This is a genomic window from Alteromonas sp. ABD4_190 (assembly GCF_056160105.1).
Window position 1 is genome coordinate 588,529 of sequence record NZ_JBSWWN010000001.1, and the last position, 26,316, is coordinate 614,844.

Below are 26,316 nucleotides of genomic sequence, written 5' to 3' on the forward strand. Positions count from 1 at the left end.
TTATAAAAAGCAAGTTTACCTTAAATCAACTCGCCAACCGATGCATAAATCGATCTTTTTGGTATGAGTGATTAAAATATCGTCAAGCGTAAATATACCGAGCGTAAGTAACTGGCACAAACTACCCTGTTACGAGTAGAATACAGCACAACGACTTTTTTATTTTTCACCGCTTTTTCAGCGAGGATAGAGCATGGCGCAATACGTTTACAGTATGCATCGCGTGGGCAAAATCGTCCCACCTAATAGACACATTCTAAAAAATATCTCACTTAGCTTTTTCCCAGGCGCCAAAATTGGTGTGCTAGGTCTAAACGGTGCAGGTAAATCTACCTTACTTCGCATTATGGCTGGCGTAGATACCGATATTGAAGGTGAAGCACGTCCTCAACCAGGTTTAAAGGTGGGCTATCTTCCACAGGAACCTCAGCTTGATGAAACCAAAGATGTTCGTGGCAATATCGAAGAAGCCGTAGCCGATGTTAAGCATGCGCTGACTCGCCTTGATGAAGTGTATGCCGCTTACGCTGAAGCAGACGCTGATTTCGACGCGCTTGCTAAAGAGCAAGGTGAGCTAGAAGCTATCATTCAAGCGAAAGATGGCCACAATTTAGAAAATGCCCTAGAGCGTGCTGCAGATGCCCTTCGCCTGCCAGCGTGGGATGCGGACGTAAGCAAACTATCTGGTGGTGAGCGTCGCCGTGTTGCGCTTTGCCGCTTACTTTTAGAAAAGCCTGAAATGTTGCTTCTTGACGAGCCGACTAACCACTTGGACGCGGAATCAGTCGCATGGCTAGAGCGCTTCCTTCACGATTATGAAGGTACAGTGGTCGCTATTACCCACGATAGATATTTCCTTGATAACGTTGCGGGTTGGATTTTAGAGCTTGACCGAGGTGAAGGTATTCCATGGGAAGGAAACTACTCTTCGTGGTTGGAGCAAAAAGAAAACCGTCTAGAGCAAGAAGAGCGTACCGAAACGGCGCGTATGAAGAGCATGAAACAGGAGCTTGAGTGGGTACGCTCGAATCCAAAAGGTCGTCATGCTAAAAGTAAAGCCCGTATGGCACGTTTTGAAGAACTATCTACAAGCGATTATCAAAAGCGTAACGAAACAAACGAGCTTTTCATTCCACCAGGTGAGCGCTTAGGTGACAAGGTTATCGAAGTTAGCAACCTTAAAAAGTCCTATGGTGATCGTGTACTTATCGACGACTTAACGTTTAAAGTACCAAAGGGTGCCATTGTAGGCATTGTTGGCCCTAACGGTGCGGGTAAATCAACCTTGTTCAGAATGCTTACCGGTGCTGAGCAACCTGACTCAGGCACCATCGATTTAGGTGAAACCGTTCAAATTGCTGCGGTAGAACAGTTCCGCGACCACATGAACGAAAACAACACGGTGTGGAAAGAAATTTCTGACGAACAAGACATTATTCGCATTGGTAACTTTGAAATTAACAGCCGCGCCTACTGCAGCCGTTTTAACTTTAAAGGCACCGACCAGCAGAAGTTCATCAAAGACCTGTCAGGTGGTGAGCGAAACCGTGTTCACCTTGCGAAACTGCTTAAAGCAGGCGGTAACGTATTGCTACTGGATGAGCCAACCAACGACCTAGACGTAGAAACACTTCGCGCCTTGGAAAACGCGTTGTTGGAGTTCCCAGGCTGTGCCATGGTTATCTCGCACGACCGTTGGTTCCTAGACCGCGTAGCAACACACATTATGGATTACCGCGATGAAGGTAACATCAACTTCTTCGAAGGTAACTACTCAGACTACGAAAGCTGGTTGAAGCAAGAATTTGGACAAGATGTGGTTGAACCGCACCGCCTTAAATATAAGCGTATGTCTAAATAATACGAAACCAGAGATAAAGAGTGTTATAGCTCTAAGCTGACATCAAGAGCCGCTATGATCGATAGCGGCTTTTTTTATTTGTTTGCTTTTCATTGCGAACCCACGCAAATTAGCCAATACTGACAGCGAGAACGAATATAGGTATTTGAGTAATGACAGATAAGCGTCAATTCCAGCGAGTATCACTTAATGTAAATGGCACACTGGCCCACAATGACGTTAGCATTGATGTGGTAGTCAGCGACGTATCGCTTCAAGGCATTAAACTTCAAGCTACCGAAACGGCGTTATCACACTTACCTTTCGACAGCCATGAGCCTTATGTTGCTACCTTCCAAGCCAACGAAGACAGCCCCGTCATTACCCTTTCAATATCGCAGTTATATCGCCACGCGGACAGCAGACAGGAGCTTGTTTCGTTGGGATGTAAAGTAGAGCAAATGGATGTGGACAGCATAAGCGCTCTTCGCCGTTTAATCTTACTAAACAGCGATGATGCTAGTATTGAAGAGAAAGATCTTAATGCGCTGGTAAATGCGGTTTATCAAGCGCCAAACTAGAACATAAAAATACTACAAGTCTTCGTAAGGTTTCAAAAAGCCTGCCCCCTTTAACTGCGCAAAAAGCCGTATTCGTTGGTCTTCTTGCGCGTTTCCGACAGCTTTAATATTAATGCATTCCGCTTTATTCCAAAGCATCTAATGCTTCAGAAAGCCGAGCCACGGGCACGACTTTCATGCCATTAATAGCTTGTTTCGGCGCGTTGGCTTTAGGCACAATAGCTCGTTTAAAGCCATGCTTTGCCGCTTCAATAATGCGCTCTGTTCCATTGGGAACCGGACGAATTTCACCTGCAAGACCTACTTCACCAAACACAATCAAGTCGCGCGGTAATGAACGGTTTCGGAAGCTGGAAATCATCGCCAGTAATAGAGCTAAGTCTGCACTGGTTTCAGAGACGCGTACACCGCCAACCACGTTCACAAATACGTCTTGATCGTTCATTTGTACATTGCCATGGCGATGCAAAACCGCAAGCAGCATAGACAAACGGTTCTGATCTAGCCCTACAGCGATTCGCCTTGGGTTCGACATCTGCGAATAGTCTACCAACGCCTGTATTTCTACAAGTAGTGGGCGAGTACCTTCCCATATAACCATAACGCTAGACCCTGGCGTTTCGTTGTCTCCTCGACTTAAAAAGATGGCCGAAGGGTTGCTCACCTCTTTCAGCCCCTTTTCTGTCATGGCAAATACACCAAGCTCATTTACCGCACCAAAACGATTTTTATGACTTCGAAGGGTGCGGTAGCGACCGTCACTTTCTCCTTCCAACATCATAGAGCTGTCGATACAGTGCTCGAGAACTTTCGGACCCGCTAAGTTACCGTCTTTCGTTACGTGGCCAACAATAAACATGGCAATATGATTTTGTTTAGCAAAGCGCGTTAAATAGGCTGCACTTTCTCGTACTTGCGACACACTGCCCGGCGCAGATTGAACATCTGACACATGCATAACCTGAATAGAGTCGATAACCATAATTTTAGGTTTTTTGGTCAGCGCCAAATCACAGATGGTTTCCACATTAGTTTCGGCTAGCATCATCAACTTGTCGTCGGGTAGGTTTAAACGCTTAGCTCGCATGGCCACCTGTTGAAGCGACTCTTCCCCAGTGACATAGAGGGCAGCTTCGCTTTTTGCCATCTGACACATTACTTGAAGTAAAAGCGTACTTTTACCTGCACCTGGTGACCCACCGATTAGCATAGCTGCACCAGGGACGATCCCACCACCTAGCACTCTATCCAACTCTTTAAACGTTGAAGAAAAACGTGGAAGCGATTCCAAATCTATTGCGTTTAAGGTTTCGATTTTGGCAGCGGTTTGCCCTGCATAACCTGATGTGGTTTGGCGCGCGACACTTTTAGCACTTGCAACCACAAACTCACTTATTGTGTTCCACGCTTTACACTCCGAACACTGTCCCTGCCATCGAGGAAACTCGGCCCCGCAGTCAGAACACACATAAGCAGTTTTACGTTTTGCCATATTCCAGTTTTATCCATAGCTTAAAAAGAGTATTCTAACACTTAATAACGGTGAATTAAGCACAAACCTACAGTCAGTTTTTATTCAGAAATATGCCCCAAAAGTATAAAATTTAACGGGTTAATGAGTTTTGCTGATTTGCCGATAACAACTAAAATAATTGATACTTAACAACAAAGTTGCGCATTCATGAGTCAAGATTTAAAGCAATACGCTGACATTATTGAACAGCTAAAGCCTATGGTTAACGAGCCTGAATTTAACCAGGTATTGCTTCAAACAGCTTCTGACGTGCCAAAAGAAAAACGCTTTCTAATTAAAATGGAAGTAAAGCGTTTAGCTAAACCTTGTATGCGTACCATAGATTTGCGCGGCCATGTCGACGGAAAGTGCAAAAAGTATGTGCACGAAGGTAGAAGCCACTACATGGATGAGGTGGCCGTTGATAAGTTTGAAGAACAACTGCGCGTGTTTGGTCGATACACTTATGGTGTGTACGAGGCCGTTCAAAACACTGAGAATAACTTCCGCCTAATGCGCGAAAAAGAGCTTGCTCAACAGCGCGCAGATAAAGAAAACCCCGAAGCTAAAAAACGTTCAGCAGTTTTAGAACAATTCAAAGTTCCCACTGTAAACCTTCTCGACTATAGACAGCGTAATACAGAGCGCATGAATTTTGCGGTTGCCGTAGAAATATTCAACAGTGCCAATCAATCAATGCGTGGATTAAGTGTAGATATTTCTCTTGAAGGCCTGCAAGTAAAATTGTCTAAAGACTCGTTTTTCGAAAAGGATGAAACGCTCTTTATTTACTTCAGAGGGCTCGAAAGCGAGTTTGCCATGGATAAGAAAAATGGCATTGCTTACAAACTAGTAAAGATAATTACCAAAAATGACATTAACTATTTAGCCCTACAGCGCGATAAAACTCACCCAAACCCCGCATTCGATAAGTTTTTAGAAAGCTTTATCCACGGCAACAAACGCCGTTACAAAGTGAATATGACGAACACCATCGAAGCGATAACCAGTAAGACCTGCGAGCAGTATTTCTCTCCTCGTAGCCCCACTCTTCCAATATTTATTGATGTTGTTAACGAAACCTTGGTTCCACGCTATGCAATGGTAAATGAAGTAAACCGAGAAACCGTTCAATACTGGCAAGATGAAGAAGAGAACTGTCGTTTGAATTTCTTGCTATCGCAAGAAAGACTTATTCGATTACTAAACAAATCTGACGAAGTTCGTGAAATATTTGTCTTCAGCTTTACCCATTTGCACACAGATAAAGTTTATTTTTACTCAGCTTCTTATGAAGAGTTACTGCAGAAAGAGGTCTTATCCCGTGTATTTTTGGGTTTTGGCTCAAGAAAAGCGAGTTGGCGAGTTTTTAAAATAACCCTGACAGACATGGACCCAGAGCAAGCGCATATTCCGCTTTCTATCCCTGACTCTGTTGGTAATAAAGTTAAAAAGCTCAATACACCGCCTTCTGCTCGCTTGATGTCAAAACTTAAAAACCTGCGTTATCTCGCTCATGTTACAGACGTGACCTCAGTAACAGGGCAAGAGACGTACAACGAACTTAAGTTTAATCGCGACAACCTTGCGCATTTAAGGATTTTCGGTCACCCAAGGAATCGTGCAGCATCTAACATTCACATTGTACGTTTTAAGTACGAAGAGCAGCGCATTGAAAGCCGTTACCAGCTAAGAACACAAATTGAAGCGAAGTTTAATGGCGAGTCGACGGTCCACCGAGGCATCAGCGAAGATATCTCAGTTCACGGATTAGGTCTTCGGGTCGAGCTGGCAAAAGATTATAAAGGTAGTTTGGAGGGAAGAGTAGAAGTTGCCTTTCCTCGGCTTCAGGAAATAGCGAACAACTTCGACGTTATGCACCTTCAGTATGAAATTATTTATCATAACGTCGAGAAGAATATCCTTCATCTGAAGACGGCAACTGGCGACGCGGGCAAAAGCGCTCGCAACTTTTTTGAAGAATTAATCAAAAAGAACAAGGCCAATCTTAAAGTCGATAACGATGAAGAAGAAGTAGAGGGAATGGGGCAAGCTCTGCGTTGTATAAATGCAAGAAACGCGACCTCCTTATCTTTTCTGATGAGTAAAGAAGGTGTTCGATATACTCCGCAGGCGTGTATCGTTGGAAAACAAGACGAACGCATCACTACCCTTACCACGCAATACGCAGAGCGCGGTAAAGTAAATTTGGAGTTTTTATTTAGAGATAGAAAGCAAGATTCTCCTTTCGTACAAAGTGGTATCAAAGCAGTTAAGCTTGAGAATATGCCCTTAAGACAAGAGCTATTCATATCTTTCGATGCGTCTCAAAAAGAGCCGCGAATGGCGATCATTCCTCGTTACTCACATAAGTTTGAAAGCAATGAACAACGCCGTGCATTTATCAGAGAAGCCATGGTGCGCGGTCAGTTTGTCGCTATACACGTTATGCTAACCACAACTGGCAAGCCTGACTTGACCATGCTGCAAACAGAAATTAACTACGTCACCATGTACGCCATGCACAGAGCTCGTGAGTTAGAAAAGAAAATGTGGAGTATTGCCGCCTGTTCCCACCTTGTCGACGTCACTGATGAGGTTCTCATAAGATACGGCTTTACTATGGAAGACATTACGGCGAATAAAACGTTAAAAAGCGCTGTACAACCTAAAGCCATGGTTACCAACGCTTAAGTAAGAGACAATATTTTAATGTACATATTCAGGTCTGCGCTTAGAAAAAACTAAGCACAAATCTCAAATTTGTTTAAGCGCCAATTATTTTAACAACTGGCGCTTGTATACAAGTCCGCACAGATAATTGTCCACTCCAAAGGCGCTGGCAAGTTTCCTAGCAAAGCGTGGGAAAGCAGGAATAGCTGTTTCCTTTCAAATTCCTTTAGCGTCTATTTATCTAAGAAATAAAGAAGGCTGTGCAGACTACCAATGCGTACGGCTACGTCCGCTTTCTCATTCACTAGAGGTTTACCGTGACATGCAACGCCTAAGGCTGATTCAGCCATCATCACCAAGTCGTTCGCCCCATCGCCCATAGCAACGGTTTGGCTCGATGGTATTTGCCACTTTTCAGACAGCACTTTCACCGTGCGAGCTTTCACATCAGCATTAATAATTTCGCCTTCCACTTTACCTGTTAAGTGCCCGTCTTTAGCCGAAAGCGTGTTTGATATCGCATAGTCCAGTCCCAGCCTTGCTTTTAAATGGTCAGCAAAGAACGTAAAGCCACCCGATGCAATAGCGAGTTTCCAGTTATTCGCTTTTAAATGCTTAAGCAGAGTCTGAATACCAGGCATAATAGGAATGCTGTCGCGTATTTGATTAAGGTGGTCAATGGGTACCCCCTCTAAACACGCCACTCTATGCGTTAAGCTATCGTTAAAGGCAATTTCTCCACGCATTGCTCTTGCGGTCACTTCGGCAACCTGTTCACCAACACCAGCCAGTTTTGCTATTTCATCAATACATTCTATGGCAATAACCGTGCTGTCCATATCCATAACCAGAAGACCAGGTTCAGACAAAGACGGTCGCGAGGTTTGCAGCCCAACATCAAGGTGGTAAGCATCACTGACATCACCAAGTAAAGACTTTATTTGCTCAGGCTTTGCGTTAATTACCTGCCCTCTTATTTCGATAGCATCATCTCCCATTTGCTGATGCAAATGATGAAACGCAGCACTTACTGGCGAAAATACGTTTTTGAGTTTATCTAGTACGCCTCTTAATAAATATGGGGTTATAGCTTGTCCGATTACAGTTAGCGTATGAGAAAACGCTTGCGTATTGTGCTCAGCGCTGACAATGTTTGCCAGGTATGAAGCTAAATGAATATCGTCATTATTGATTTCGATGGTGAATATGTCTTTCATAACGCACACAGAGACTGTGGTAATTGGCAAATGATGCGCTAATGCTAACCAATTAGGCTAACTAATAAAATATCCCCTTTAAAATTATTTAGATTTCCCCTACTGTTAGGCAAATCATAGCAATTATGGAATTACGCATTGTTAAACGTGCTGAGCAAAGCCCCTTCACAATCAAAAAGCAATTCGCACTCACTTTACACAGCGTTAAAAAGACTATTTCACACGCTGATTGTAAGTACGGTGTTTGCGCTGGTGATTGTATTGATACTTTTGCTGCAGCAATACCAAAGTGATTGGCTAACGGTGCAAACTCGTTTTTCTGGGGAGAGCATCGCAAGGCAGTACGCTAAACTACTTCGCCCCGCATTTGAAGCTGAGCAAGCAGCTAATCAAGTAAGCGAAGAAGGTTCTGACTCTTCACTATCGAGTACCCTTGCCCAACGAAACTACATTGAAAGTGTAGCCACCGTTTTAGTTAACGAGCCACATATTCTTGCTCTATCAGTGTTTGATAAAGACGGAAGGTACATTGCGCCTTTACCTCAAATTGAAAGTGTTGTGTCGATGAGCCAGTCTCAAGGTGTGACGCCGCTCACCTATGTCGGGGTGATCACCGACAACAATGATAATGTATTAGGCTATGTGAACATTCATATGGATACGCAGACAATATTAGAAAGTCCCCTTGCCCTGCGTTATCAATTGGCGTTAATTGCGTGTATTTTAGTGTTTTTGGCTTTAATGTTAGGCATTTACCTGACGCGGGCGTTTTATAAATCTCGCCCTTGGTTTATACAAGCCATCGAGTCGATGAGAAAGAAAAGCGAACCGTAGGCGGGTACCCACACTTTTTTACACTACAGCGCAATTCTATTCTGCTTTAAACAAGCGAAAATAGTTTTGTGTTGTAATGGATATTGCTTGTTTAGGCGATATAGCGAAAAGTTTGTGTATTACATCAACCACATCAGATAGATACTGTGGTTGATTAGGGGCTCCCTGTCTGCCGTACATGGGCATATCTGGGGCATCAGTCTCTAGCAGTATTTTATCGAAGTGGTGCTCTAGCAGGTACTTAAGGGTATCTCGCGTTTTTTGTGCTCTTTCATAGGTTATCGTGCCACCTATTCCTAAGTAAAAGCCTCGCTCAATATAGGCTTTGGCCGCTTCCACACTACCCGAAAAAGCATGGACTACCCCAATACCTTGATACTTAGCTTGCTTAAAGGCTTCAAGTAATAAGTGATGGCTTTTTCGGTGATGCAAAATAACAGGCAGCGCTTTTCTATCAGCGAGTTTTAAATGGGCGTGTAGCACTTTCTTTTGAAGCGTCAATGGCACATCAATGTGCCCATCAATACCGGTTTCCCCCACTGCTTTTACCGAAGGATGCAGAGTGGCAGCAGCCGCTTCAAGCTGTTCGAGATTTTCATCAATTGCATGCTCAGGTACGTCAGTGGTAGAACCTGTATTATCTTGATTGCTATCGGTCAAAAAATAAGGATGAAGACCTAGCGCGGTATCAATAGGCAAAAGTTTGCTGTGCTGCTCACTAAGCGCTTGAATTGCTTCCCAAGAACATGGGTTAATACTTGGTGCCATTATGCGAGTGAGGCCTCCAGCTTTGGCACTTTCCAGCGCAGTATGAAGATCTACTTTTGATGCAAGTAAGTCGAGGTGGCAATGACTATCAATCATGGTGTTGCTCGCTTTACGCTTTACGCTTTACGCTTTACGCTTTACGCTTTACGCTCAATCAAATACTAAGTGCTTAAAATGTCTAGCCATTGTAAAAGACTAGTTACCCTATGCATTCAATATGAGCTTTTAAGGCATTAAGCGCTGTGTTGCCCATGCGCCATCTTCGGTTTTGTTATACTCAAAACGGTCGTGAAGCCTATCTTCTCCACCTTGCCAAAATTCAATTTGATGAGGCACAATACGAAAGCCTCCCCAAAAGTCCGGCACAGGTAGCTCTTTGTTCGCAAACTTATCTTTTAACTGCCTAAATTGGGTAAGCAAAAGCTCTCTACTGCCAATTGGCTTGCTTTGTTTAGACGCATAGGCCGCCAATTGACTGTCTTTAGGGCGAGAGAAGAAATAAGCTGCATTTTCAGAAACAGAAAGCTTTTCAACGCTGCCACATACGCGAACTTGGCGCTCCATAAAGAACCATGGGAAGTGACAGGATACTTTTGGGTTAACCGAGAGTTCTTGCGCTTTTCGACTGCCAAGATTTGTAAAAAACACAAAGCCTTTTTCACTGACATCTTTTAACAAAACAATACGTTGAGAAGGTTGCCCATTAGCGTCAACAGTGGCAACCGTCATCGCCGTAGGATCGGGAATACCAGCATCAATAGCGTCTTTCAGCCATTTATCGAACAAAATAAACGGACTTGAAGTAATATCTGCCTCACTCAAACTGCCTTTCGAGTACTGCCTGCGCATATCTGAAATTGCCATATACCGCTCCTGAGAAGAGATTACTATGATTAATAATGCTTATTATAGATGTTTGTGCATACCTTTACGCGAATGCTTCTGGCTTCACGTTTATCAAGAGCACTTGAGAATGTAGCGCTAGTTAGCATTAGAACAAGGCTCAACGTACTAATGCTAACAACGATTTAGGCTAAAAGTTGCTGTCGTCACCGTAGCCTAGTGAACGTAAAGCACGCTCATCGTCTGCCCAGCCTTGTTTCACTTTAACCCAAAGCTCCAAAAACACCTTATTGTCGAACAAGTTTTCCATATCTTTACGCGCTTGCTCGCCAATGGTTTTCAAATGCTTACCGCCTTTACCGATGATCATGCGTTTTTGCGTTTCGCGCTCAACCAAAATTAAGCCACTAATACGATAAACACCATTGTCAGCCATTTTGAACTGCTCAATTTCTACCGTAGTAGAGTAAGGCAACTCATCGCCAGTGAAACGCATCAGTTTTTCACGGATGATTTCAGCAGCCATAAAACGACTTGAACGGTCAGTGATATAGTCTTCTGGGAAGAAAAACTCACTCTTAGGTAACGACTTAGCTACTAAGTCTCTAATATCTTCTACCATTTTGCCCTGTTTAGCGCTGATAGGGATCATGTGCTCAAATGGGTGTTTCTCGCCAAGGTTTTGAAGGTGAACCATAAAGTTTTCTTTATCTTCGACCTTATCCATCTTATTTACGATGAGGTAGCAAGGAAGGTTTGCTTGTTTAACCTTACTTAATACCATTTCATCTTCGGCGTTGAATCTATCGCCTTCCACGACAAACAGCACAAGGCCAACTTCAGCTAATGAGCTAGACGCGGCGCGATTCATGTAGCGATTAATCGCGCGTTTTTCGTCTTGGTGAAGCCCTGGTGTATCGACGTAAATCGCTTGATAGTCGCCGTCAGTATCTATACCTAGAATACGGTGACGGGTGGTCTGAGGTTTACGTGAGGTAATACTTACTTTTTGACCCAGCAAACGGTTAAGCAGCGTTGACTTGCCCACGTTAGGGCGCCCTACTATGGCTACTAAGCCACAGCGAGTTTGTATATCTGGCATCTCTGGCATTTCGGGCAACTTTGACTCATCATGCGTTGTCATCAAGCTTCTCCAATGTTAAACGAGCAGCTTCTTGTTCTGCTTTACGACGGCTATTGCCAGACGCCACGACTGCTTTTGGTAGACTTTCTACTTTGCAGCTTACTTCGAAAGTTTGCGCATGGTCTTTACCGGAAATAGACAGCACCTCGTACGTTGGCAATGGCTGCTTGCGACCTTGCAGGAATTCCTGAAGACGTGTTTTACTGTCTTTAGGGTGGGCGTTAGGGTCGAGCTTGTTTATGCGAGTCTCCCACAAACGGTCGATAACGCCACGCACTTCATCCATACCTGAATCGAGATAAATAGCACCTAAGATAGCTTCAACTGCATCAGCCAAAATCGAACTTCTGCGATGACCGCCACTTTTAAGCTCACCTGGCCCTAAGTTGAGTAATTCACCCACGCTGGCTTCTTTAGCGAGTTCAGCTAACGTCTCGCCTTTAACTAATGTGGAGCGCATGCGGGTAAGCTTGCCTTCAGGTACTGTTGGAAAACGCTTAAACAGTGTTTCCCCCACAATCATGCCTAAAATAGCATCGCCCAAAAACTCTAAGCGTTCATTGTGTTGTTTGGCTGCACTGCGGTGAGTAAGCGCTTGCTCTAATAACGCCTCATTGGTAAATGTGTAGCCTATCGCCTTGTAAAGACGACGATATTTATCAATTCCCTGCATTAATGAATGCCACCTGCACGCTCGAATCGAATACCTGTTGGAACCCACGTAGGAAGAAAGTCTGAAGGGCTACGCTCGAACTCAAAAGAAATCCAAATTGCTACGGCTTTTCCAACCAAGTTTGCATCTGGAACAAAACCCCAGAAACGGCTATCGCGGCTATTATCACGGTTATCGCCCAGTACGAAATACTGACCTTCTGGCACTATCCACTCGTTACTTCGGGTTCCCGGTTGAGTGTAGAAATTAACTGGTGAAATTTCGCGAACGGGGTGGCGTAGAATATCATGCTCTACTGTGCCTAAATCTTCGGTGTAACGCATAAGTTGCGCCATGTCTTGTACAAACTCACCGCGCTCTTGGAACGTTAACGGCACTGCTTTTAACTTTGGACAATTGCTACCAGATTCACACTTAGGTTTGATGTAAACCTGCTTATTTTGATAAACCACGGTATCGCCCGGTAAACCGATTACGCGCTTGATGTAGTCTATTGACGGTTCTTCAGGGTATTTGAAAACCACTACATCACCGCGTTCTGGCACACCCGTTTCAATTAACTTACTTCTGAAAACAGGGTCTTTTACTCCGTACGCAAACTTCTCAACTAAAATGAAGTCACCCACCAATAACGTGGGCATCATTGAACCTGATGGAATCTGGAACGGCTCATATAAAAAGGAGCGCAATACCAAAACGAAAGCTATAACAGGGAATATCTGTTGTGAAGTATCGACCAAGTACGGCAGCTGAGGGTCTTCTCCATAGCCCGCACCCTCTGCAGTCGCTGCAGCCTGTAAACGCGCTTTTCGCTTTGGCGCAAACACTAGGCTATCCACTAGCCAGACTAGTCCTGTTATTAAGGTGAGTGCCACCAAAATTAAGGAGAAATAATTTGCCATTATTTGCCCACCTTAAGTACTGCAAGGAACGCATCTTGTGGCAATTCAACATTACCCACTTGCTTCATTCGCTTTTTACCTTCTTTTTGCTTTTGAAGTAGTTTCTTCTTACGACTTACGTCACCGCCGTAACACTTCGCGATTACGTTTTTGCGCAGCTGCTTCACCGTACTTCTTGCAACAATATGGTTACCGATAGCCGCCTGAATAGCGATATCGAACATCTGGCGTGGGATAAGCTCGCGAAGCTTCTCTACCAATTCACGACCACGTCCCTGAGAGTTTTCTCTGTGCGTAATTACCGCTAGTGCATCCACACGCTCGCCATTAATTAGAATATCTACGCGTACCATATCTGAGCTTTGGAAGCGCTTGAAGTTGTAATCAAGCGACGCAAAGCCACGGCTGGTAGATTTCAAACGGTCAAAGAAATCAAGCACTACTTCAGCCATTGGCAGCTCGTACGTTACCGCCACTTGTTTACCGTGGTATGTCATGTTGGTTTGCATACCGCGCTTCTCAACACAAAGCGTAATAACGTTGCCTAGGTATTCTTGAGGTACAAGAATGTTGGCTTCAACCATAGGCTCACGAATTTCAGCGATATCGTTTACTGGCGGCAGTTTAGCCGGGCTATCTACGGTAAGCGTCTCGCCCTTGGTCGTTTCGACTTCGTAAATTACCGTAGGTGCTGTGGTAATGAGACCAAGGTCATATTCGCGTTCTAAACGCTCTTGAATAATTTCCATGTGCAGCATGCCAAGGAATCCAATACGAAACCCAAAGCCAAGCGCTGCTGAGCTTTCTGGCTCATAGAATAGTGAAGCGTCGTTCAGACTTAGTTTAGCAAGGGCATCGCGGAAGTCTTCGTAGTCATCTGAGCTTATCGGGAAAATACCCGCATAAACCTGAGGTTTAACCTTCTTAAAGCCCGGCAGCATAGCTTCAGCAGGCTCGCGAGCCAAGGTAATAGTATCACCCACTGGTGCACCTTGAATGTCTTTAATACCGGCAATGATGAAACCAACTTCACCGGCTCTTAAGGTACCCGTATCTAGTGGTTTAGGTGTAAACACACCAATCTTATCCACTTGGTGAGTTTGTCCGTTAGACATTATCTGGATTTTGTCTTTCTTGCTAAGCTGACCTTCCACGATTCTTACCAATGAAACAACACCTTGGTAATTGTCAAACCACGAATCGATAATCAATGCTTTAAGTGGCGCTTCACGATCGCCTTCTGGTGGAGGGATCTTATTTACAATAACTTCAAGCACATCCTCAATACCAATACCTGTTTTCGCTGAGCAGCGAACAGCGTCAAGTGCATCAATACCGACAATGTCTTCAATTTCTTCTGCAACACGGTCTGGTTCAGCCTGCGGCAGGTCAATTTTATTCAATACAGGTACCACTTCCATATCCATCTCGATAGCGGTGTAGCAGTTTGCTAGCGTCTGTGCTTCAACGCCCTGGCCGGCATCAACAACAAGTAGTGCACCTTCACAGGCTGCTAATGAACGAGATACTTCATAAGTGAAGTCAACGTGTCCTGGTGTATCGATGAAGTTAAGCTGATAGGTTTCACCGTCGCGTGCTTCGTAGTTCAGCGTCACGCTTTGCGCTTTAATAGTAATACCGCGCTCTTTTTCCAGGTCCATTGAGTCGAGAACCTGTTCGGCCATTTCGCGATCGGTTAGCCCTCCACAGTGCTGAATTAGACGGTCTGACAGCGTAGACTTACCGTGGTCAATGTGGGCGATAATACTGAAGTTACGAATGTGCGATTGTTGCATAATGCTGGAAATTACCTGCAGAAAAATTCATTAAACAAAATATGCTGCTTGCCTTGCTTCAAGGCTTATACGCAGCGCGTGCGGATTTTACCCATTTCTGGCGCGAAAAGCGAATTGGCATAGCGGAAATTTTAATGCCCATGCACGCAAAGCGTATAAAAGTGGCAACTTGGCGTGGCTTTACCCGCATGCCTTGAAATTTGAAGCATGTAAAGCACTGCTAATTTGGGGCTCTACAGCGTATATGAGCAAATAAAAAGAGCTAAACCTACTTATGAGCAGGTGCTTCGTTCAGTTCAGGCCTTGCTGGCCTAATAAAACGGGTTGATATTTCGTGCGCTCAACTCGGTGTAACTTGTAAGCAATGAGCTTGTAAGTCAGGAAAGTCGCCAAAGCGCTTGGACCCAGCGCCCATAATTCATGGTTAAAACTTGTGGAGCTAAGCAGTGATATAAAAGCTGAATACGCGCCAATGAAAGCAATTAGCGGTAACAAATATAAGAAAGCCGACGCACTTAAAATACCCGCTTCGGGTATGCCCACAGTCACCTGCTGACCGACCCGTACTGGCATAGGCGTACGTAAAGTTAATTGCTGAGTCTTAGGTGCAATAGCACGAGAAATGACACCGGTACCACAATCACTTTGGGCCTGGCATGCATTACAGGTGGATTTAATTGCCGCTTCAACTGTTACCGTATCACCATCAACGGCAACTACAGTGGCGGTTTCTTTAATCATATTCGCTCTTTATTACCGTATTAAAGCACTGCTAAACCCTAGCTCTCTATTGCCCTGCATTGGCAACAGGTCGTAAAGACGTAGCAATAGCATTAGCAGTCTGTAGTGGAATATCCCCTACTACCGTCACTTGGGCTTTCCCGTCGGTCAGCGTTAAAAAGGTGCTGACTTCGTTTCGTAACGCAAGGGTTTCGCCGAGCGCATCTTCGGCTGGTTGAACATAAACAGATACGTCCACTAGGCCATCCGAAAAGAGTTTATATTCTACTACTTGACCTGTTAAGGCTAGGCGTCTTGTATCTTGCTTTATTTCTCGCATGCCCGAAGGTAAATATGTGACATCCCATTTGTGTGCTCGGCTTGGGGTATTACTCAAAGCCATAGGCGCTGGCAATGATGCTGAGTTTATTCGCGAGAAATATTCCGCAGGTTCAGGCGATATGGCAAAGGCGGTAACTTGAATTTGCTCTAATAACGCCCCTTGCAAATCAAGCATATTAAGCTTCAGCAACATACCAGAGGACTCATCGAGCCATAGTTGATAGCCAAACCGTGTGTTATCTCGGCTGACAATACGAATTTGCTGTGCTGAACGCCCTGCCACCCGCGCTCTTCCAACAGCGACAAACTCATAGGCTGAACTGAGTTGCTCTGGGTGGTAGAGCAATGCACTAGGTATTGGACCATTTATATGCTTTGACCGTAGGCTGTAAGGTTGAACGTCGGGTTCAAATACGCTCACTACGTCATTAACGCGAATAAGCTCGCGACCAGGCCCATTTTGAAGGTTTAATTGCTCTAGTTCAGAACCATCCCCCATTATCCCATGCCGCCACAGATAAGGAACCGTTTCCTTTCCTGCGACAGTCTGCACAAAAGACACCTGGAAATTGGCATTGGTAATAATATTTTTAAGTTCAGCCAGCCACTGACTTGCCGACTGAAGCTGAGGCGTGGGTGAAGCAGACGCGTTTTCCTCGTTGAGACTTTGTTCAGTTTGCCTTTGAAGCCCTTCTCCCTGCTGAACACCCTCCCCTTGGGGAACGTTTGTGCTGGTATTGGGATTATCTTCTGATTTAGCATCGCTAACACTATTTGCTTGAACTCTTGTAACAGAAGAATTCGCCACCTCGCTGGGTGTCGTTGCATGGGCAAACGTGGCATTGATAGCCCCGCCCGAAATGAAAAAAAGTGCAAGGATAGAACTACAGCGCATTATTCCCGCCTTAAAACAAACATACCAGCAGTATATGCTGGTATGATTAAAATATAAAATGCATCTTCATCGCACTTGGGAACGAAGTGCACATTTTAACTCATTTTGACTCGCTCAACGATAATCTATGGACGCTCTGATCCGCTTGTCTCGTTTTCACTCTCTTCTTCCTGCGCTTGCTTAAGTTTTATTTGCTGCTCATGGTCAGCAATTAGCGCATTTATTTTACGCTTTTTCTCAAGCATTTCGTTCATATCGTTGCGCGGTAAGGTTCGGGTTTGCTCCAAACTCACTGGAGACAATCCGCCTTGAGGTGCAATTGTTGGCGCTGTCATAAATGGCTCGGTTGGTGCTTCTTTATTGGTGTACTGAACACCAAAAATAACTGCCACTGCCACAGATGCAGCCACTGCAAACTGACCTGACTGCTTCGCAAAAGGAACGACACTGCCAACGAGTGGTATTGACTGCCAGCGCGAGCGTTTAGGTGCGACTATGGCTGGCTCGTTTTCAAGCGCAGCTGCTACGCTTGCGGTAATGTCCAACTGAGGAGCAACGCTTGCCTCTTTTCGCATTGCACCGCGATACACATGGTAACGTTGCCATTTGGCCTGAAGCGCTTCATCGTGCTTAATTGCATCGATGATGTCATTGCCTTCTATCTCACCATCCATGAATGCGGACAATTTTTCTTGCTGTTGCGTCATATATTCATTTCCAGATCAAAGTGATCGTTAACTACCCTAACACAGCTGTTAGTCATCGTGGAAAAAAGAAAGTTCATCTTTTTTTGATTTTATTTCTTTTTAGTTTTCTAACAACGGTTGAATAACTTTATCAATCGCCTCACGGGCCCTAAAAATACGGGATCTGACCGTACCCACAGGACACGACATTACATTCGCGATTTCTTCATAGCTCAACCCCTCAATCTCACGCAGTGTAATTGCCATGCGTAAATCGTCCGGCAGCTTTTCAACTACCTTAAACAGGGTTTCTTCAATTTCCTCAGATAACAGGCTCCGCTCTGGTGTTGATTGCTCTTTTAAAGCATCGCTACCTTCGTAAAAGTCAGCTTCGTCGGCGTCAACATCGCTTGCAGGCGGCTTACGCCCCTGAGATACAAGATAGTTCTTGGCGCTGTTTACCGCAATCCGATAAAGCCAAGTATAAAATGCACTGTCGCCACGAAAATTAGGTAAGGCACGGTATGCTTTAATGAACGCTTCTTGCGTTACATCAGCAACGTCACCGGTATTTTTCACATAGCGAGAAACAAGATGCATCACTTTATGTTGATAACGAGTTACCAATAAGTTGAACGCATTTTTATCGCCACGCTGTACTTTTTCGACCAGTTGTTGGTCGGTTATCTGCTCGCTCATTCGAGCCATTACTCCCTACTTCAACTACACCATAGCTCTAACAAGCATGTGTATAGACGCGTTCTTTTTACAAAAGTTCTGTATAAGCATTAAATATTTTAAAAAATGCTCAAGTCAGGGGGCAAGAATGATTGTGTTTTGCTACTCATCCTTTAGACTTGCCAAACCTTTGCTCGTTTGAATTGATATAAAAATACATGAAATCTGTATCGTCTTCACTAACTTCCACATCAAATGCAATAGAACATCGTTGTGACGTATTGATTATTGGGAGTGGCGCAGCAGGATTGAGCTTAGCGCTTAAGCTTGCCGACCATTGTCAGGTTATTGTACTTAGTAAAAGTGACCGCAATGAAGGTTCTACCCGCTATGCACAAGGCGGTATTGCCGCAGTATTCGATGAACAAGACTCTATAGACGCACACGTAAAAGATACGCTTGCCGCAGGCGCAGGACTATGCGAAGAGCCTGCTGTGAGATTTACCGCAGAACGCGCAAAGGCTTCTCTTGAGTGGCTCATCGGCTACGGTGTGCCATTTGATACAGAGAAAAGTGAATCCGGTGAGGAACGCTTTCACCTTACCCGCGAAGGTGGGCACAGCCACCGCCGAATTCTTCATGCCGCTGACGCCACAGGTGAAGCACTTCAGATTACATTGAATGACGCGGTATCGACTCACCCAAACATTCACGTTTTTGAGCGTTATAACGCCATTGATCTTATCCCTTCAAAAGAGGAAAAAAACAGTGTTGTAGGTGCCTACGTTTGGAATAGACAACAAGAACACGTGGAAGTGATACGCGCGCCTTTCGTAGCCTTGGCTACTGGCGGTGGAAGCAAAGTTTATCAATATACATCTAACCCTGACGTATCAAGTGGTGACGGCATCGCCATGGCATGGCGCGCAGGCTGCCGTGTAGCTAACATGGAATTTAACCAATTCCACCCTACCTGCTTATTCCACCCGCAGGCTCGTAATTTCTTAATTACTGAAGCGCTGCGCGGAGAAGGCGCAAATCTCTGCCACGCCGATGGCACCCGCTTTATGCACAAATTTGATAAACGAGGCGACCTAGCGCCCCGTGATGTAGTCGCCCGCGCTATTGACTATGAAATGAAGCGATTAGGCGCTGACTGTATGTATTTAGATATTAGTCACAAGCCTGCTGATTTTATCGTTAAGCACTTCCCTAATATTTATCGTAAGTGCCGCTCTCTTGGTATCGATATTACCCGTGAACCTATTCCAGTAGTACCTGCTGCACATTATAGCTGTGGCGGGGTAATGACCGACTTCAATGCTAAAACCGATTTAAATAATGTGTATGCAATCGGGGAAGTCGCTTACACGGGTCTACATGGTGCTAACCGTATGGCGTCTAACTCTTTACTTGAATGTGTAGTGTTCGCCAGTGCCGCTGCAGACGATATAATTAGAAACCTTAACAAGGCAGACTGTGAAGAGGCTATTGCGCCGTGGGATGAAAGCCAAGTATCAAACTCAGACGAAGAAGTTATTATTCAGCATAACTGGCACGAACTTAGACTATTTATGTGGGATTACGTAGGTATTGTACGCACTGATAAGCGCCTTGAACGAGCAATGCGCCGTATTAAACTTTTAGAGCAAGAAATTACTGAGTACTACTCACACTTCAGAGTAAGTAATAACCTACTAGAGCTTAGAAACTTAGTAACTGTTGCTGAGTTAATCGTAAGATGTGCAATGGAGCGAAAGGAAAGCAGAGGCCTACATTTCAATCTGGACCACCCTGAACAATTAGATAATCCGGTTCCCACGATTCTTACTCCAAGAAAGCAATTGTCGGGCTCTGACGTAGGTTTATTAATTACTCAAGACAGCTTTTCTGGCGCCGACTAGCATATAGCGATACACGCTTGCTAGTGTAGGGTTATTTAGGGCTTACGTTTAAATTAAAAACGCCACCCAAAGCGGCGAATAGATGCTGCAAGAATGCAGTACTTGCATGCAAACAGTGCTATTGAAAAACGCCCCAAAAAAAGAGAGCATATTTGTATGCTCTCTCATTCACTCTTTCTGATGCCTTTTCTTAACCCTGGATTTGATATTCAGTTCAGGGCTATCACCCTTTTAGAGTTTTTCTTGATTAAACGCCACGCTCGCTGATAAATGTACAAGGCTATCGTCACTATCGGTTACGTCTAACAGCGCACTAGTATCCGTTTTACAGTGTTGTTGAATATGAATGTTATTAGGCAAGAAGACAGGCTTTTTAAAGCGACAATTTACTTCTTTCACGGTGATGGATTGACTGTACTCTTGGTGAGTAACAAACGCTGACACTGCACGAGATAAAGTCCACATCCCATGAGCTATGGGCTGTTTGAAGCCAAAGGCTTTGGCAGATATGGCAGACAAGTGAATAGGGTTGTAGTCGCCCGAAAGCTTAGCGTAGCGTCGCCCCGTATTTGCCGATGCATTAATTTCAGCAATTAACCCTCTATCTTCTAGGTTACATTCGTCGTTTAGGTCGGTTTTTGGGCCAAGTGGCGCTACATGAACGGCTTTAACTTTCACCAAATAGCTACTTATGGCCCGATAGACCAGATTCCCCGACTGAAGTGCTTCTAACATAACATCCACTTCCCACCCGCGGCTATGGGGTCTCACGTCGTGAAAACGCACACGACATTCAAATGGCTCGCTTAAATCACAATGCTCTAGCACAAACACTTTGTTCGCAGCATGAATAAGACCTAGTAAAGGAAATGGGCTTTGTTTGTCTAGCAAGCATTGCATCTGTAACGGTAACGAAAGCATCTGCAAATAAAGAGGATGAGCATGCTCATTCGCCGGCCAATCGACTTCTTGACAAAAAGAAGCATAGTGCACGTTATCGACATTGAGCGTTTTTGTGTATATGCGCTGCGGCAACGTAGGCGGCTTAAACTGCATAAGTTGCCTTGCGTCAACGCGTTTGAATAACGCTTTAGTATACTCACGAAACATCTGTTAAATTCCTTTAAGGCGTCGCTTTTCTTGCGAAAATAATGGCTCTTGCCAACCTGCGGTAGTCTGCCTCACAGCACTCACCTTTTAAGACCCACGTCAAATGGTTATGACCTTTTTCAAACCAATGCCGTTTATGACGCAACACGTTAATGCACATTCCCCAAGTAAATAACTGGGAAGACTGATGAATCTTCATCGATGTGCCATCGGATAAAGCATCGGCTAACACACTGGGCATGGTCGTGCTTCTTGGTTCCAAAGGGAGCGTACTATCGTCAATAGCGCGAATAATACCATCGCTGGTCAAAGAGAGTGCATATTGAGTAGTAGAAATATTGTTACTAAACGCATCATAAAGACGCCAGACTATCATTAACGTAGCCACGGCAACTATGCACACTAATTCTGCGGTGAAACTCAGCCAAGACCATAGGTATTGAGGAAGACTGCATAGTGCCGCCATAAGGCAAACGGCCACGCATAATTCCCCAAATACTTTTCTAAATCTATTATGCTTTATGCTAACTCTATACTTTGACACGGTTAACAATAGTCGCCACCATGGCGGCTAATTCAGGGTCTTCGCACTTTTGATGCCCCATTATCCAAGCAAACAAATCCGGGTCATCACTAGTAAGTAAACGTTCAAATGTTTCTTGGTCTTCGTAACTTAGTGAGTCAAAGGCTTCTTCTACAAAAGGAAGCAATAGTACATCTAACTCTAGCATGCCTCTGCGGCACGCCCACTTTAATCGGGCTAGTCTTTTGGGCTCAAACATATGTCTTTTATACCGTTTTTTATTCGCCATCAATAATACCATGTCCTACGGCTGGGGATCACTGCTCTTTTGGTCGGATAGACAAACTAAATAGAACTTAATCTGTTTACATTAGTGCGTATTACCCTTGAATATTGCTGGTTTTACCATACCTTGAGTACATACAGCGAACTTTACAGTGGTGAATATGACATCTATCGCAGCATTACAAAATCTTCCTCAAGAATTTATGGTCAAGCTTTCGAACACCATGATAATTTCTTTGGAAGGAGAACAGGCCGACAGTTACCTTCAGGGGCAAATTACGGTCAACATTAATAAGCTAGACGAAAACACTGCCAGGCATTTTGCGCATTGTGACAACAAAGGCAAGACGTGGTCTACGGGGTACGTGACCCGACACTTAAGCAAGTTATTGATGCTGACAAATGATGATGCGGGCAGCCATTCGTTAGCCCAGCTAAATAAGTATGGCGTGTTTTCTAAGGTCGATATCGTTGACGACTCGCAGGCTTACAGCACTTACTTCATTTCACTCGATGCTGCAAAGTCTGATGAGGTAAACGCCCTATTAGGACAACTGTTTTCAAGCGATGAAGTCGCACAACTTGTTGAGGGCGATACCGCAGATAAAGTTATGCTGCCGAAAATAGAAAGCGAGCATGGCGTGGCATTTGTCGCCAACACTACTCGCAAAGGCATTGTTGTTCTTTTAGATGAAACCGGCACAAAGCAATTAAACACGTTAATTGAGACAAAAACTGTAGCTTGTTATTCCCACGTTGTGTTTGACGCCATTCAGATTGAAAGCGTGCACGCCTTAGTACAGGGTGAAGCGGTAGCGGAATACGTGCCACAAATGATTAATGTGCAGGCGCTTAACGGTATCGACTTCGATAAAGGCTGTTACATGGGGCAAGAAGTGGTTGCGCGAACACGATTTTTGGGTAAAAACAAACGTGCTGCCTACAGCTTTAATCTTGAAGAACAAGTAGATATCAAACCTGGTGACAGTCTTGAAAAGCAATTAGGCGAAAATTGGCGTATAGCGGGTAAAGTACTGAATGTTGCGTCGCTCGATAACGAAACCTGGTTTATTGCCGTGTTAAATAACGACACTACCACCGAAGATTTACACAGACTGGCTGATAACCACGCCATTACCTGTTACCCTAATAGCTTGCCGTACAGTATTGAGCAACAAGCAAGCAATATTGTGAAAAAACGTCGATAAGCAGTTTACTGCTGCATTAAATTTATTGCCCTTTTTTTATCATAGGGCCAAGATAGGATTTGTTATGACAATTACTTCTGACAGCGTTGTAACGCTACACTACACCGTATCTACCGAAGACGGCACAACGCTAGACTCTTCAGAAGGTAAATCGCCGCTAGTTGTACTTTTAGGCCGTCGCTTCTTAATTGAAGGATTAGAAGATGCACTTATTGGTAAATCAAAAGATGACAGCTTCAACGTTTCTGTAAACCCTGAGAAGGCTTACGGTGAACGTTCTGATGAACTTGTTCAAACCGTACCTCGTTCAATGTTCGACGGTATGGATGTTGAAGTTGGTATGTCTTTCCGTGCCACTACCCCGCAGGGTGAGCAATCTGTGATCATTATCGAAACAACTGACGAAGAAGTTGTTGTTGACGGTAACCACCCGCTAGCAGGTATTCCGTTGACGTTCGATGTAACGGTTGTAGACGTGCGTGAAGCTACGCAAGAAGAGCTTGAGCACGGTCATGTGCACAGCGAAGGCGGTTGTGGTCACGACCACTAAGCCACTTCCCCTTTATTTTCAATTAATATTGAATCTGTATAAAAAAGGAGCCAGCGGCTCCTTTTTCATTTGTGAAGTAATTAACCAAATCGTTAAATTGCGTCTTCGTTTTGCTCACCGGTACGAATACGCACAGCACTTTCAACGCTATAAACGAAAATTTTGCCGTCACCTATTTTGCCCGTTTTAGCAGATGACTGAATGGCTTCTACCGCTTGTTCAACGCGGTCATCATCTAGCACAAGCTCAATTTTGATTTTAGGTAGGAAGTCAACTTGGTATTCAGCACCGCGATAAAGCTCGGTATGACCTTTTTGGCGTCCGAACCCTTTCACTTCTGACACTGTCATCCCTGCGATACCGACTTCAGCTAGCGCTTCCCTAACATCGTCCATTTTGAACGGTTTAATGATAGCTTCAATTTTTTTCATGACTACAACTCATCGTAAATTGTTGGAATTGGTACACGTTTATGTTGTGTACGCTCATAAATATAGAGCAATTTCTCTTCCACTTCTGCAGAAACAGGCTTGCCTTCTAAAAAGTCATCGATTTGGTCGTAAGACATGCCTAGCGCTTGCTCATCAGCTTTTTGTGGCGACAAGCTTTCTAAGTCAGCGGTTGGCGCTTTAGTGATTACATTATGCGGTGCACCTAAATGGGCTGCCACTGCACGGACTTGGCGCTTACTAAGCCCAAATAACGGGGCTAAATCACACGCTCCATCACCATACTTGGTATAAAACCCTGTAATATTTTCAGCCGAATGGTCTGTACCTAAAACAAGCCCATCAACCATCCCAGCAATTTCGTACTGGATAACCATACGGGTACGTGCTTTAACATTTCCTTTCACAAAGTCCTGCTTCGCATCACTTTCAGGAAGAAGGTTGGCGTTAGCGAGGGCTTGTGAAGTTGAGGCATGAATTGCGTCTGCGCCTGGCTTAACATTCACTGCAAGAGAATGAGAGGGCTGAATAAACTCGATAGATTTCTGTGCATCTTCTTCATCAGCTTGCGTATCATACGGCAAGCGTACGGCTATAAACTGGTAGTTTTCGTGATGTTCATCGTTTAACTCATTCACAGCCAATTGAGCTAAACGCCCCAACGTACATGAATCAATTCCCCCACTAATACCCAGCACCAGTGAATTCAAACCAGAGGTAAGCAACTGCTTTTTGATAAACGATACTCGACGTGCAACTTCATATTCCACATCGATTTCAGGCAGCACTTTCATTTCATCAATAACTGCTTGTTTTTGCATTGTAATATCCACGTATTGTTGAGGAGTTCAATTAGTTAATAGTACGACAATCTGAGCTCAGATGTTAGTACTATCCTGCCTTATTACTTTTCTATATCGCGATTCTTGATGGCACAAATCGCACTTAGGCTATAGCTGTTATGTATGTTCAGTAATGCTTATTCACGCAATGAGATACGATCATAAACTATCTTTTAGTTTAACGTAAAAAGATAACCATTGATGCATCTTCGCCCACCATGTAAATTACAAGAATGACAGGAAGTTAAACGCGAATACTGAACGAGCCTCACCAAAGATGAGGAATTCGCACATATAAAAGAGATTTAAGCAAATAATGCGCAAAAATAGACTTAACAAGAAATCAAACTATATCAATAATCAGCGAGGCTTCACCCTTCTAGAGCTACTTGTAGCTGTGGCCATAGTCGCAATCTTAGTGACAGCCGTTGGGCCTAGCATTCAAAGTATTATCATCAAAAATAGAATCACTGCTGACATAAACAGTTTAAGTGCTGTAGCTCAACGTGCACGCTTTACTGCAGTGGATGAGCAAACTGAGGTTATCCTTTGCCCCACGGCTGACTATGAAGACTGTGAAACTGACTGGTCAAATGCCAAAATGGCATTTATAGATAGAAATATAAATGGTTCCCGAGACAGTGACGAAACCATACTTTTTACCAGCGACCCTATAAACAGCGCCAACCTCATATATGGTATATCAGGTAGCATAGCTTTTGACGAGCAGGGCGCTATAGACACCGCAGCGACTATCACAATTTGTCCTAAAGACAATGATGCTACTTATGCATCTGCTGTCATCCTTTCCCTTTTCGGCAGAATTTCTGTCGCAATTGATGGCGATGGAGATGGAACAAAGGAAGACCTATCAGGTTCAGCGCTCTCTTGTAGTTAAGCTGATGTGCTACCAGCATTGCTCTGGCCAGCGTTTGGCTTCGCTAATGCTAAGTGCCCTGCACTTACTTCCCTCTTCCATAAACATTAAGTTAACTGTAAAACTGTAGTCTTCAGAGGTTAAGTAATCTTGCTTAACCTCTGTTTCATCTAATTCCAATACAGGCATATCAATAAGCGAAAGATAACTCCCTTTTCGCAACCACTGCCTTGATTGTATAGACTGCAGTTTGAGTAGGTAGCTTTTAGCACTCATCTTTGAAGATAGTTGAACTATTGAACGATACCCCGCCGTTGCTATATTCGATAATATTGCCACCAACGCAAGTGCAACTAGTAACTCTATCAGTGTAATCCCCTTTGAGGCGCTAATCCCCCACACTTTCTTATTTAAAATCCCTTCCATCGTACAGCTTCCCTGTGAGTAGTTTGTAGATACATTA

Annotated in this window: 26 protein-coding genes; 8 read left to right on the forward strand and 18 right to left on the reverse strand. The window is 44.2% G+C overall.

Going from position 1 to position 26,316, the window contains the following annotated elements; all coding sequences use genetic code 11:
* Nucleotides 1-193: 193 nt before the first annotated feature.
* Nucleotides 194-1,861 carry an energy-dependent translational throttle protein EttA gene (ettA, locus tag ACXAFM_RS02640; RefSeq protein WP_014950094.1) on the forward strand — a complete coding sequence of 556 codons (1,668 nt, stop codon included), beginning with the start codon at nt 194-196 and terminating at the stop codon, nt 1,859-1,861.
* A 152-nt stretch (nt 1,862-2,013) separates the two neighbouring features.
* A complete protein-coding gene (locus ACXAFM_RS02645; protein ID WP_474833118.1) occupies nt 2,014-2,421 on the forward strand; it encodes a PilZ domain-containing protein in 408 nt (135 codons plus the stop codon).
* Between the two features lie 124 nt (nt 2,422-2,545).
* On the opposite strand, the gene radA is transcribed toward ACXAFM_RS02645, so the two are convergent.
* Nucleotides 2,546-3,913, reverse strand: coding sequence for a DNA repair protein RadA (radA, locus tag ACXAFM_RS02650; protein WP_474826646.1), 1,368 nt, complete (start codon nt 3,911-3,913; stop codon nt 2,546-2,548).
* A 189-nt stretch (nt 3,914-4,102) separates the two neighbouring features.
* Between radA and ACXAFM_RS02655 the strand changes: the two genes are divergently transcribed.
* Complete coding sequence (locus ACXAFM_RS02655; RefSeq protein ID WP_474833121.1) at nt 4,103-6,628, forward strand: PilZ domain-containing protein; 2,526 nt, start codon at nt 4,103-4,105, stop codon at nt 6,626-6,628.
* Nucleotides 6,629-6,840: 212 nt separating this feature from the next.
* Here the strand turns inward: ACXAFM_RS02655 and serB are convergent, their stop codons facing one another.
* Nucleotides 6,841-7,824, reverse strand: a complete 984-nt coding sequence (serB, locus tag ACXAFM_RS02660; protein WP_474833125.1) for a phosphoserine phosphatase SerB — start codon at nt 7,822-7,824, stop codon at nt 6,841-6,843.
* 252 nt (nt 7,825-8,076) lie between these two features.
* On the opposite strand from serB, the gene ACXAFM_RS02665 reads away from it, so the two are divergent.
* Nucleotides 8,077-8,658 carry a hypothetical protein gene (locus ACXAFM_RS02665; RefSeq protein WP_474833129.1) on the forward strand — a complete coding sequence of 194 codons (582 nt, stop codon included), beginning with the start codon at nt 8,077-8,079 and terminating at the stop codon, nt 8,656-8,658.
* Nucleotides 8,659-8,694: 36 nt separating this feature from the next.
* On the opposite strand, the gene ACXAFM_RS02670 is transcribed toward ACXAFM_RS02665, so the two are convergent.
* From ACXAFM_RS02670 to rpoE, 10 genes are all read right to left on the reverse strand, one after another.
* Nucleotides 8,695-9,522 (reverse strand): TatD family hydrolase, encoded by an 828-nt coding sequence (locus ACXAFM_RS02670; protein ID WP_474833133.1) that lies wholly within the window; start codon nt 9,520-9,522, stop codon nt 8,695-8,697.
* Between the two features lie 129 nt (nt 9,523-9,651).
* Nucleotides 9,652-10,290: a pyridoxamine 5'-phosphate oxidase gene (pdxH, locus tag ACXAFM_RS02675; RefSeq protein WP_474833135.1), complete on the reverse strand. Its 639-nt coding sequence runs from the start codon at nt 10,288-10,290 to the stop codon at nt 9,652-9,654.
* A 169-nt stretch (nt 10,291-10,459) separates the two neighbouring features.
* Complete coding sequence (era, locus tag ACXAFM_RS02680; protein WP_474835544.1) at nt 10,460-11,371, reverse strand: GTPase Era; 912 nt, start codon at nt 11,369-11,371, stop codon at nt 10,460-10,462.
* 28 nt (nt 11,372-11,399) lie between these two features.
* Complete coding sequence (gene rnc, locus ACXAFM_RS02685) at nt 11,400-12,086, reverse strand: ribonuclease III (protein WP_474805810.1); 687 nt, start codon at nt 12,084-12,086, stop codon at nt 11,400-11,402.
* On the reverse strand, nt 12,086-12,988 hold the full coding sequence (lepB, locus tag ACXAFM_RS02690; RefSeq protein WP_179984000.1) for a signal peptidase I: 903 nt from the start codon (nt 12,986-12,988) through the stop codon (nt 12,086-12,088). Before lepB ends, rnc begins: the two co-directional genes overlap by 1 nt.
* Nucleotides 12,988-14,784, reverse strand: coding sequence for a translation elongation factor 4 (lepA, locus tag ACXAFM_RS02695; protein ID WP_179984001.1), 1,797 nt, complete (start codon nt 14,782-14,784; stop codon nt 12,988-12,990). The genes lepB and lepA overlap by 1 nt, the downstream gene beginning before the upstream one ends.
* Before the next feature lie 291 nt (nt 14,785-15,075).
* Complete coding sequence (locus ACXAFM_RS02700) at nt 15,076-15,525, reverse strand: SoxR reducing system RseC family protein (protein WP_474833139.1); 450 nt, start codon at nt 15,523-15,525, stop codon at nt 15,076-15,078.
* Between the two features lie 46 nt (nt 15,526-15,571).
* Nucleotides 15,572-16,741, reverse strand: coding sequence for a MucB/RseB C-terminal domain-containing protein (locus ACXAFM_RS02705; protein ID WP_474833142.1), 1,170 nt, complete (start codon nt 16,739-16,741; stop codon nt 15,572-15,574).
* Nucleotides 16,742-16,866: 125 nt separating this feature from the next.
* Nucleotides 16,867-17,448, reverse strand: a complete 582-nt coding sequence (locus tag ACXAFM_RS02710; protein WP_474833146.1) for a sigma-E factor negative regulatory protein — start codon at nt 17,446-17,448, stop codon at nt 16,867-16,869.
* 99 nt (nt 17,449-17,547) lie between these two features.
* Nucleotides 17,548-18,126 (reverse strand): RNA polymerase sigma factor RpoE, encoded by a 579-nt coding sequence (gene rpoE, locus ACXAFM_RS02715; RefSeq protein ID WP_012518957.1) that lies wholly within the window; start codon nt 18,124-18,126, stop codon nt 17,548-17,550.
* A gap of 197 nt (nt 18,127-18,323) precedes the next feature.
* Between rpoE and nadB the strand changes: the two genes are divergently transcribed.
* Entirely contained in the window at nt 18,324-20,009 is a 1,686-nt protein-coding gene (gene nadB, locus ACXAFM_RS02720) for an L-aspartate oxidase (RefSeq protein WP_474833148.1), read from the forward strand.
* Nucleotides 20,010-20,240: 231 nt separating this feature from the next.
* Here nadB and ACXAFM_RS02725 read toward each other — a convergent pair whose 3' ends face one another.
* The 3 genes from ACXAFM_RS02725 to ACXAFM_RS02735 are packed head-to-tail and all read right to left on the reverse strand — an operon-like array spanning nt 20,241 to nt 21,901.
* Nucleotides 20,241-21,119, reverse strand: coding sequence for a MaoC family dehydratase (locus ACXAFM_RS02725; RefSeq protein WP_474833151.1), 879 nt, complete (start codon nt 21,117-21,119; stop codon nt 20,241-20,243).
* Nucleotides 21,120-21,132: 13 nt separating this feature from the next.
* Nucleotides 21,133-21,600 (reverse strand): hypothetical protein, encoded by a 468-nt coding sequence (locus tag ACXAFM_RS02730; RefSeq protein ID WP_474833154.1) that lies wholly within the window; start codon nt 21,598-21,600, stop codon nt 21,133-21,135.
* Nucleotides 21,601-21,649: 49 nt separating this feature from the next.
* On the reverse strand, nt 21,650-21,901 hold the full coding sequence (locus ACXAFM_RS02735; protein ID WP_014950112.1) for an FAD assembly factor SdhE: 252 nt from the start codon (nt 21,899-21,901) through the stop codon (nt 21,650-21,652).
* A 187-nt stretch (nt 21,902-22,088) separates the two neighbouring features.
* On the opposite strand from ACXAFM_RS02735, the gene ygfZ reads away from it, so the two are divergent.
* Together ygfZ and ACXAFM_RS02745 are read left to right on the forward strand one after the other, a co-directional pair.
* The gene (gene ygfZ / locus ACXAFM_RS02740; RefSeq protein WP_474826671.1) at nt 22,089-23,135 is read left to right on the forward strand and encodes a CAF17-like 4Fe-4S cluster assembly/insertion protein YgfZ; all 1,047 of its coding nucleotides are present in this window, start codon (nt 22,089-22,091) and stop codon (nt 23,133-23,135) included.
* A gap of 64 nt (nt 23,136-23,199) precedes the next feature.
* Entirely contained in the window at nt 23,200-23,685 is a 486-nt protein-coding gene (locus ACXAFM_RS02745; protein ID WP_474833156.1) for an FKBP-type peptidyl-prolyl cis-trans isomerase, read from the forward strand.
* A 92-nt stretch (nt 23,686-23,777) separates the two neighbouring features.
* On the opposite strand, the gene ACXAFM_RS02750 is transcribed toward ACXAFM_RS02745, so the two are convergent.
* Together ACXAFM_RS02750 and nadE are read right to left on the reverse strand one after the other, a co-directional pair.
* Nucleotides 23,778-24,116 (reverse strand): P-II family nitrogen regulator, encoded by a 339-nt coding sequence (locus ACXAFM_RS02750; RefSeq protein WP_012517511.1) that lies wholly within the window; start codon nt 24,114-24,116, stop codon nt 23,778-23,780.
* Between the two features lie 2 nt (nt 24,117-24,118).
* Nucleotides 24,119-24,955 (reverse strand): ammonia-dependent NAD(+) synthetase, encoded by an 837-nt coding sequence (gene nadE, locus ACXAFM_RS02755; RefSeq protein WP_474826676.1) that lies wholly within the window; start codon nt 24,953-24,955, stop codon nt 24,119-24,121.
* Nucleotides 24,956-25,292: 337 nt separating this feature from the next.
* Between nadE and ACXAFM_RS02760 the strand changes: the two genes are divergently transcribed.
* A complete protein-coding gene (locus ACXAFM_RS02760; protein WP_474833159.1) occupies nt 25,293-25,874 on the forward strand; it encodes a GspH/FimT family pseudopilin in 582 nt (193 codons plus the stop codon).
* A 9-nt stretch (nt 25,875-25,883) separates the two neighbouring features.
* Here ACXAFM_RS02760 and ACXAFM_RS02765 read toward each other — a convergent pair whose 3' ends face one another.
* Nucleotides 25,884-26,279, reverse strand: a complete 396-nt coding sequence (locus ACXAFM_RS02765) for a type IV pilin protein (RefSeq protein ID WP_474833161.1) — start codon at nt 26,277-26,279, stop codon at nt 25,884-25,886.
* Nucleotides 26,280-26,316: the final 37 nt, after the last annotated feature.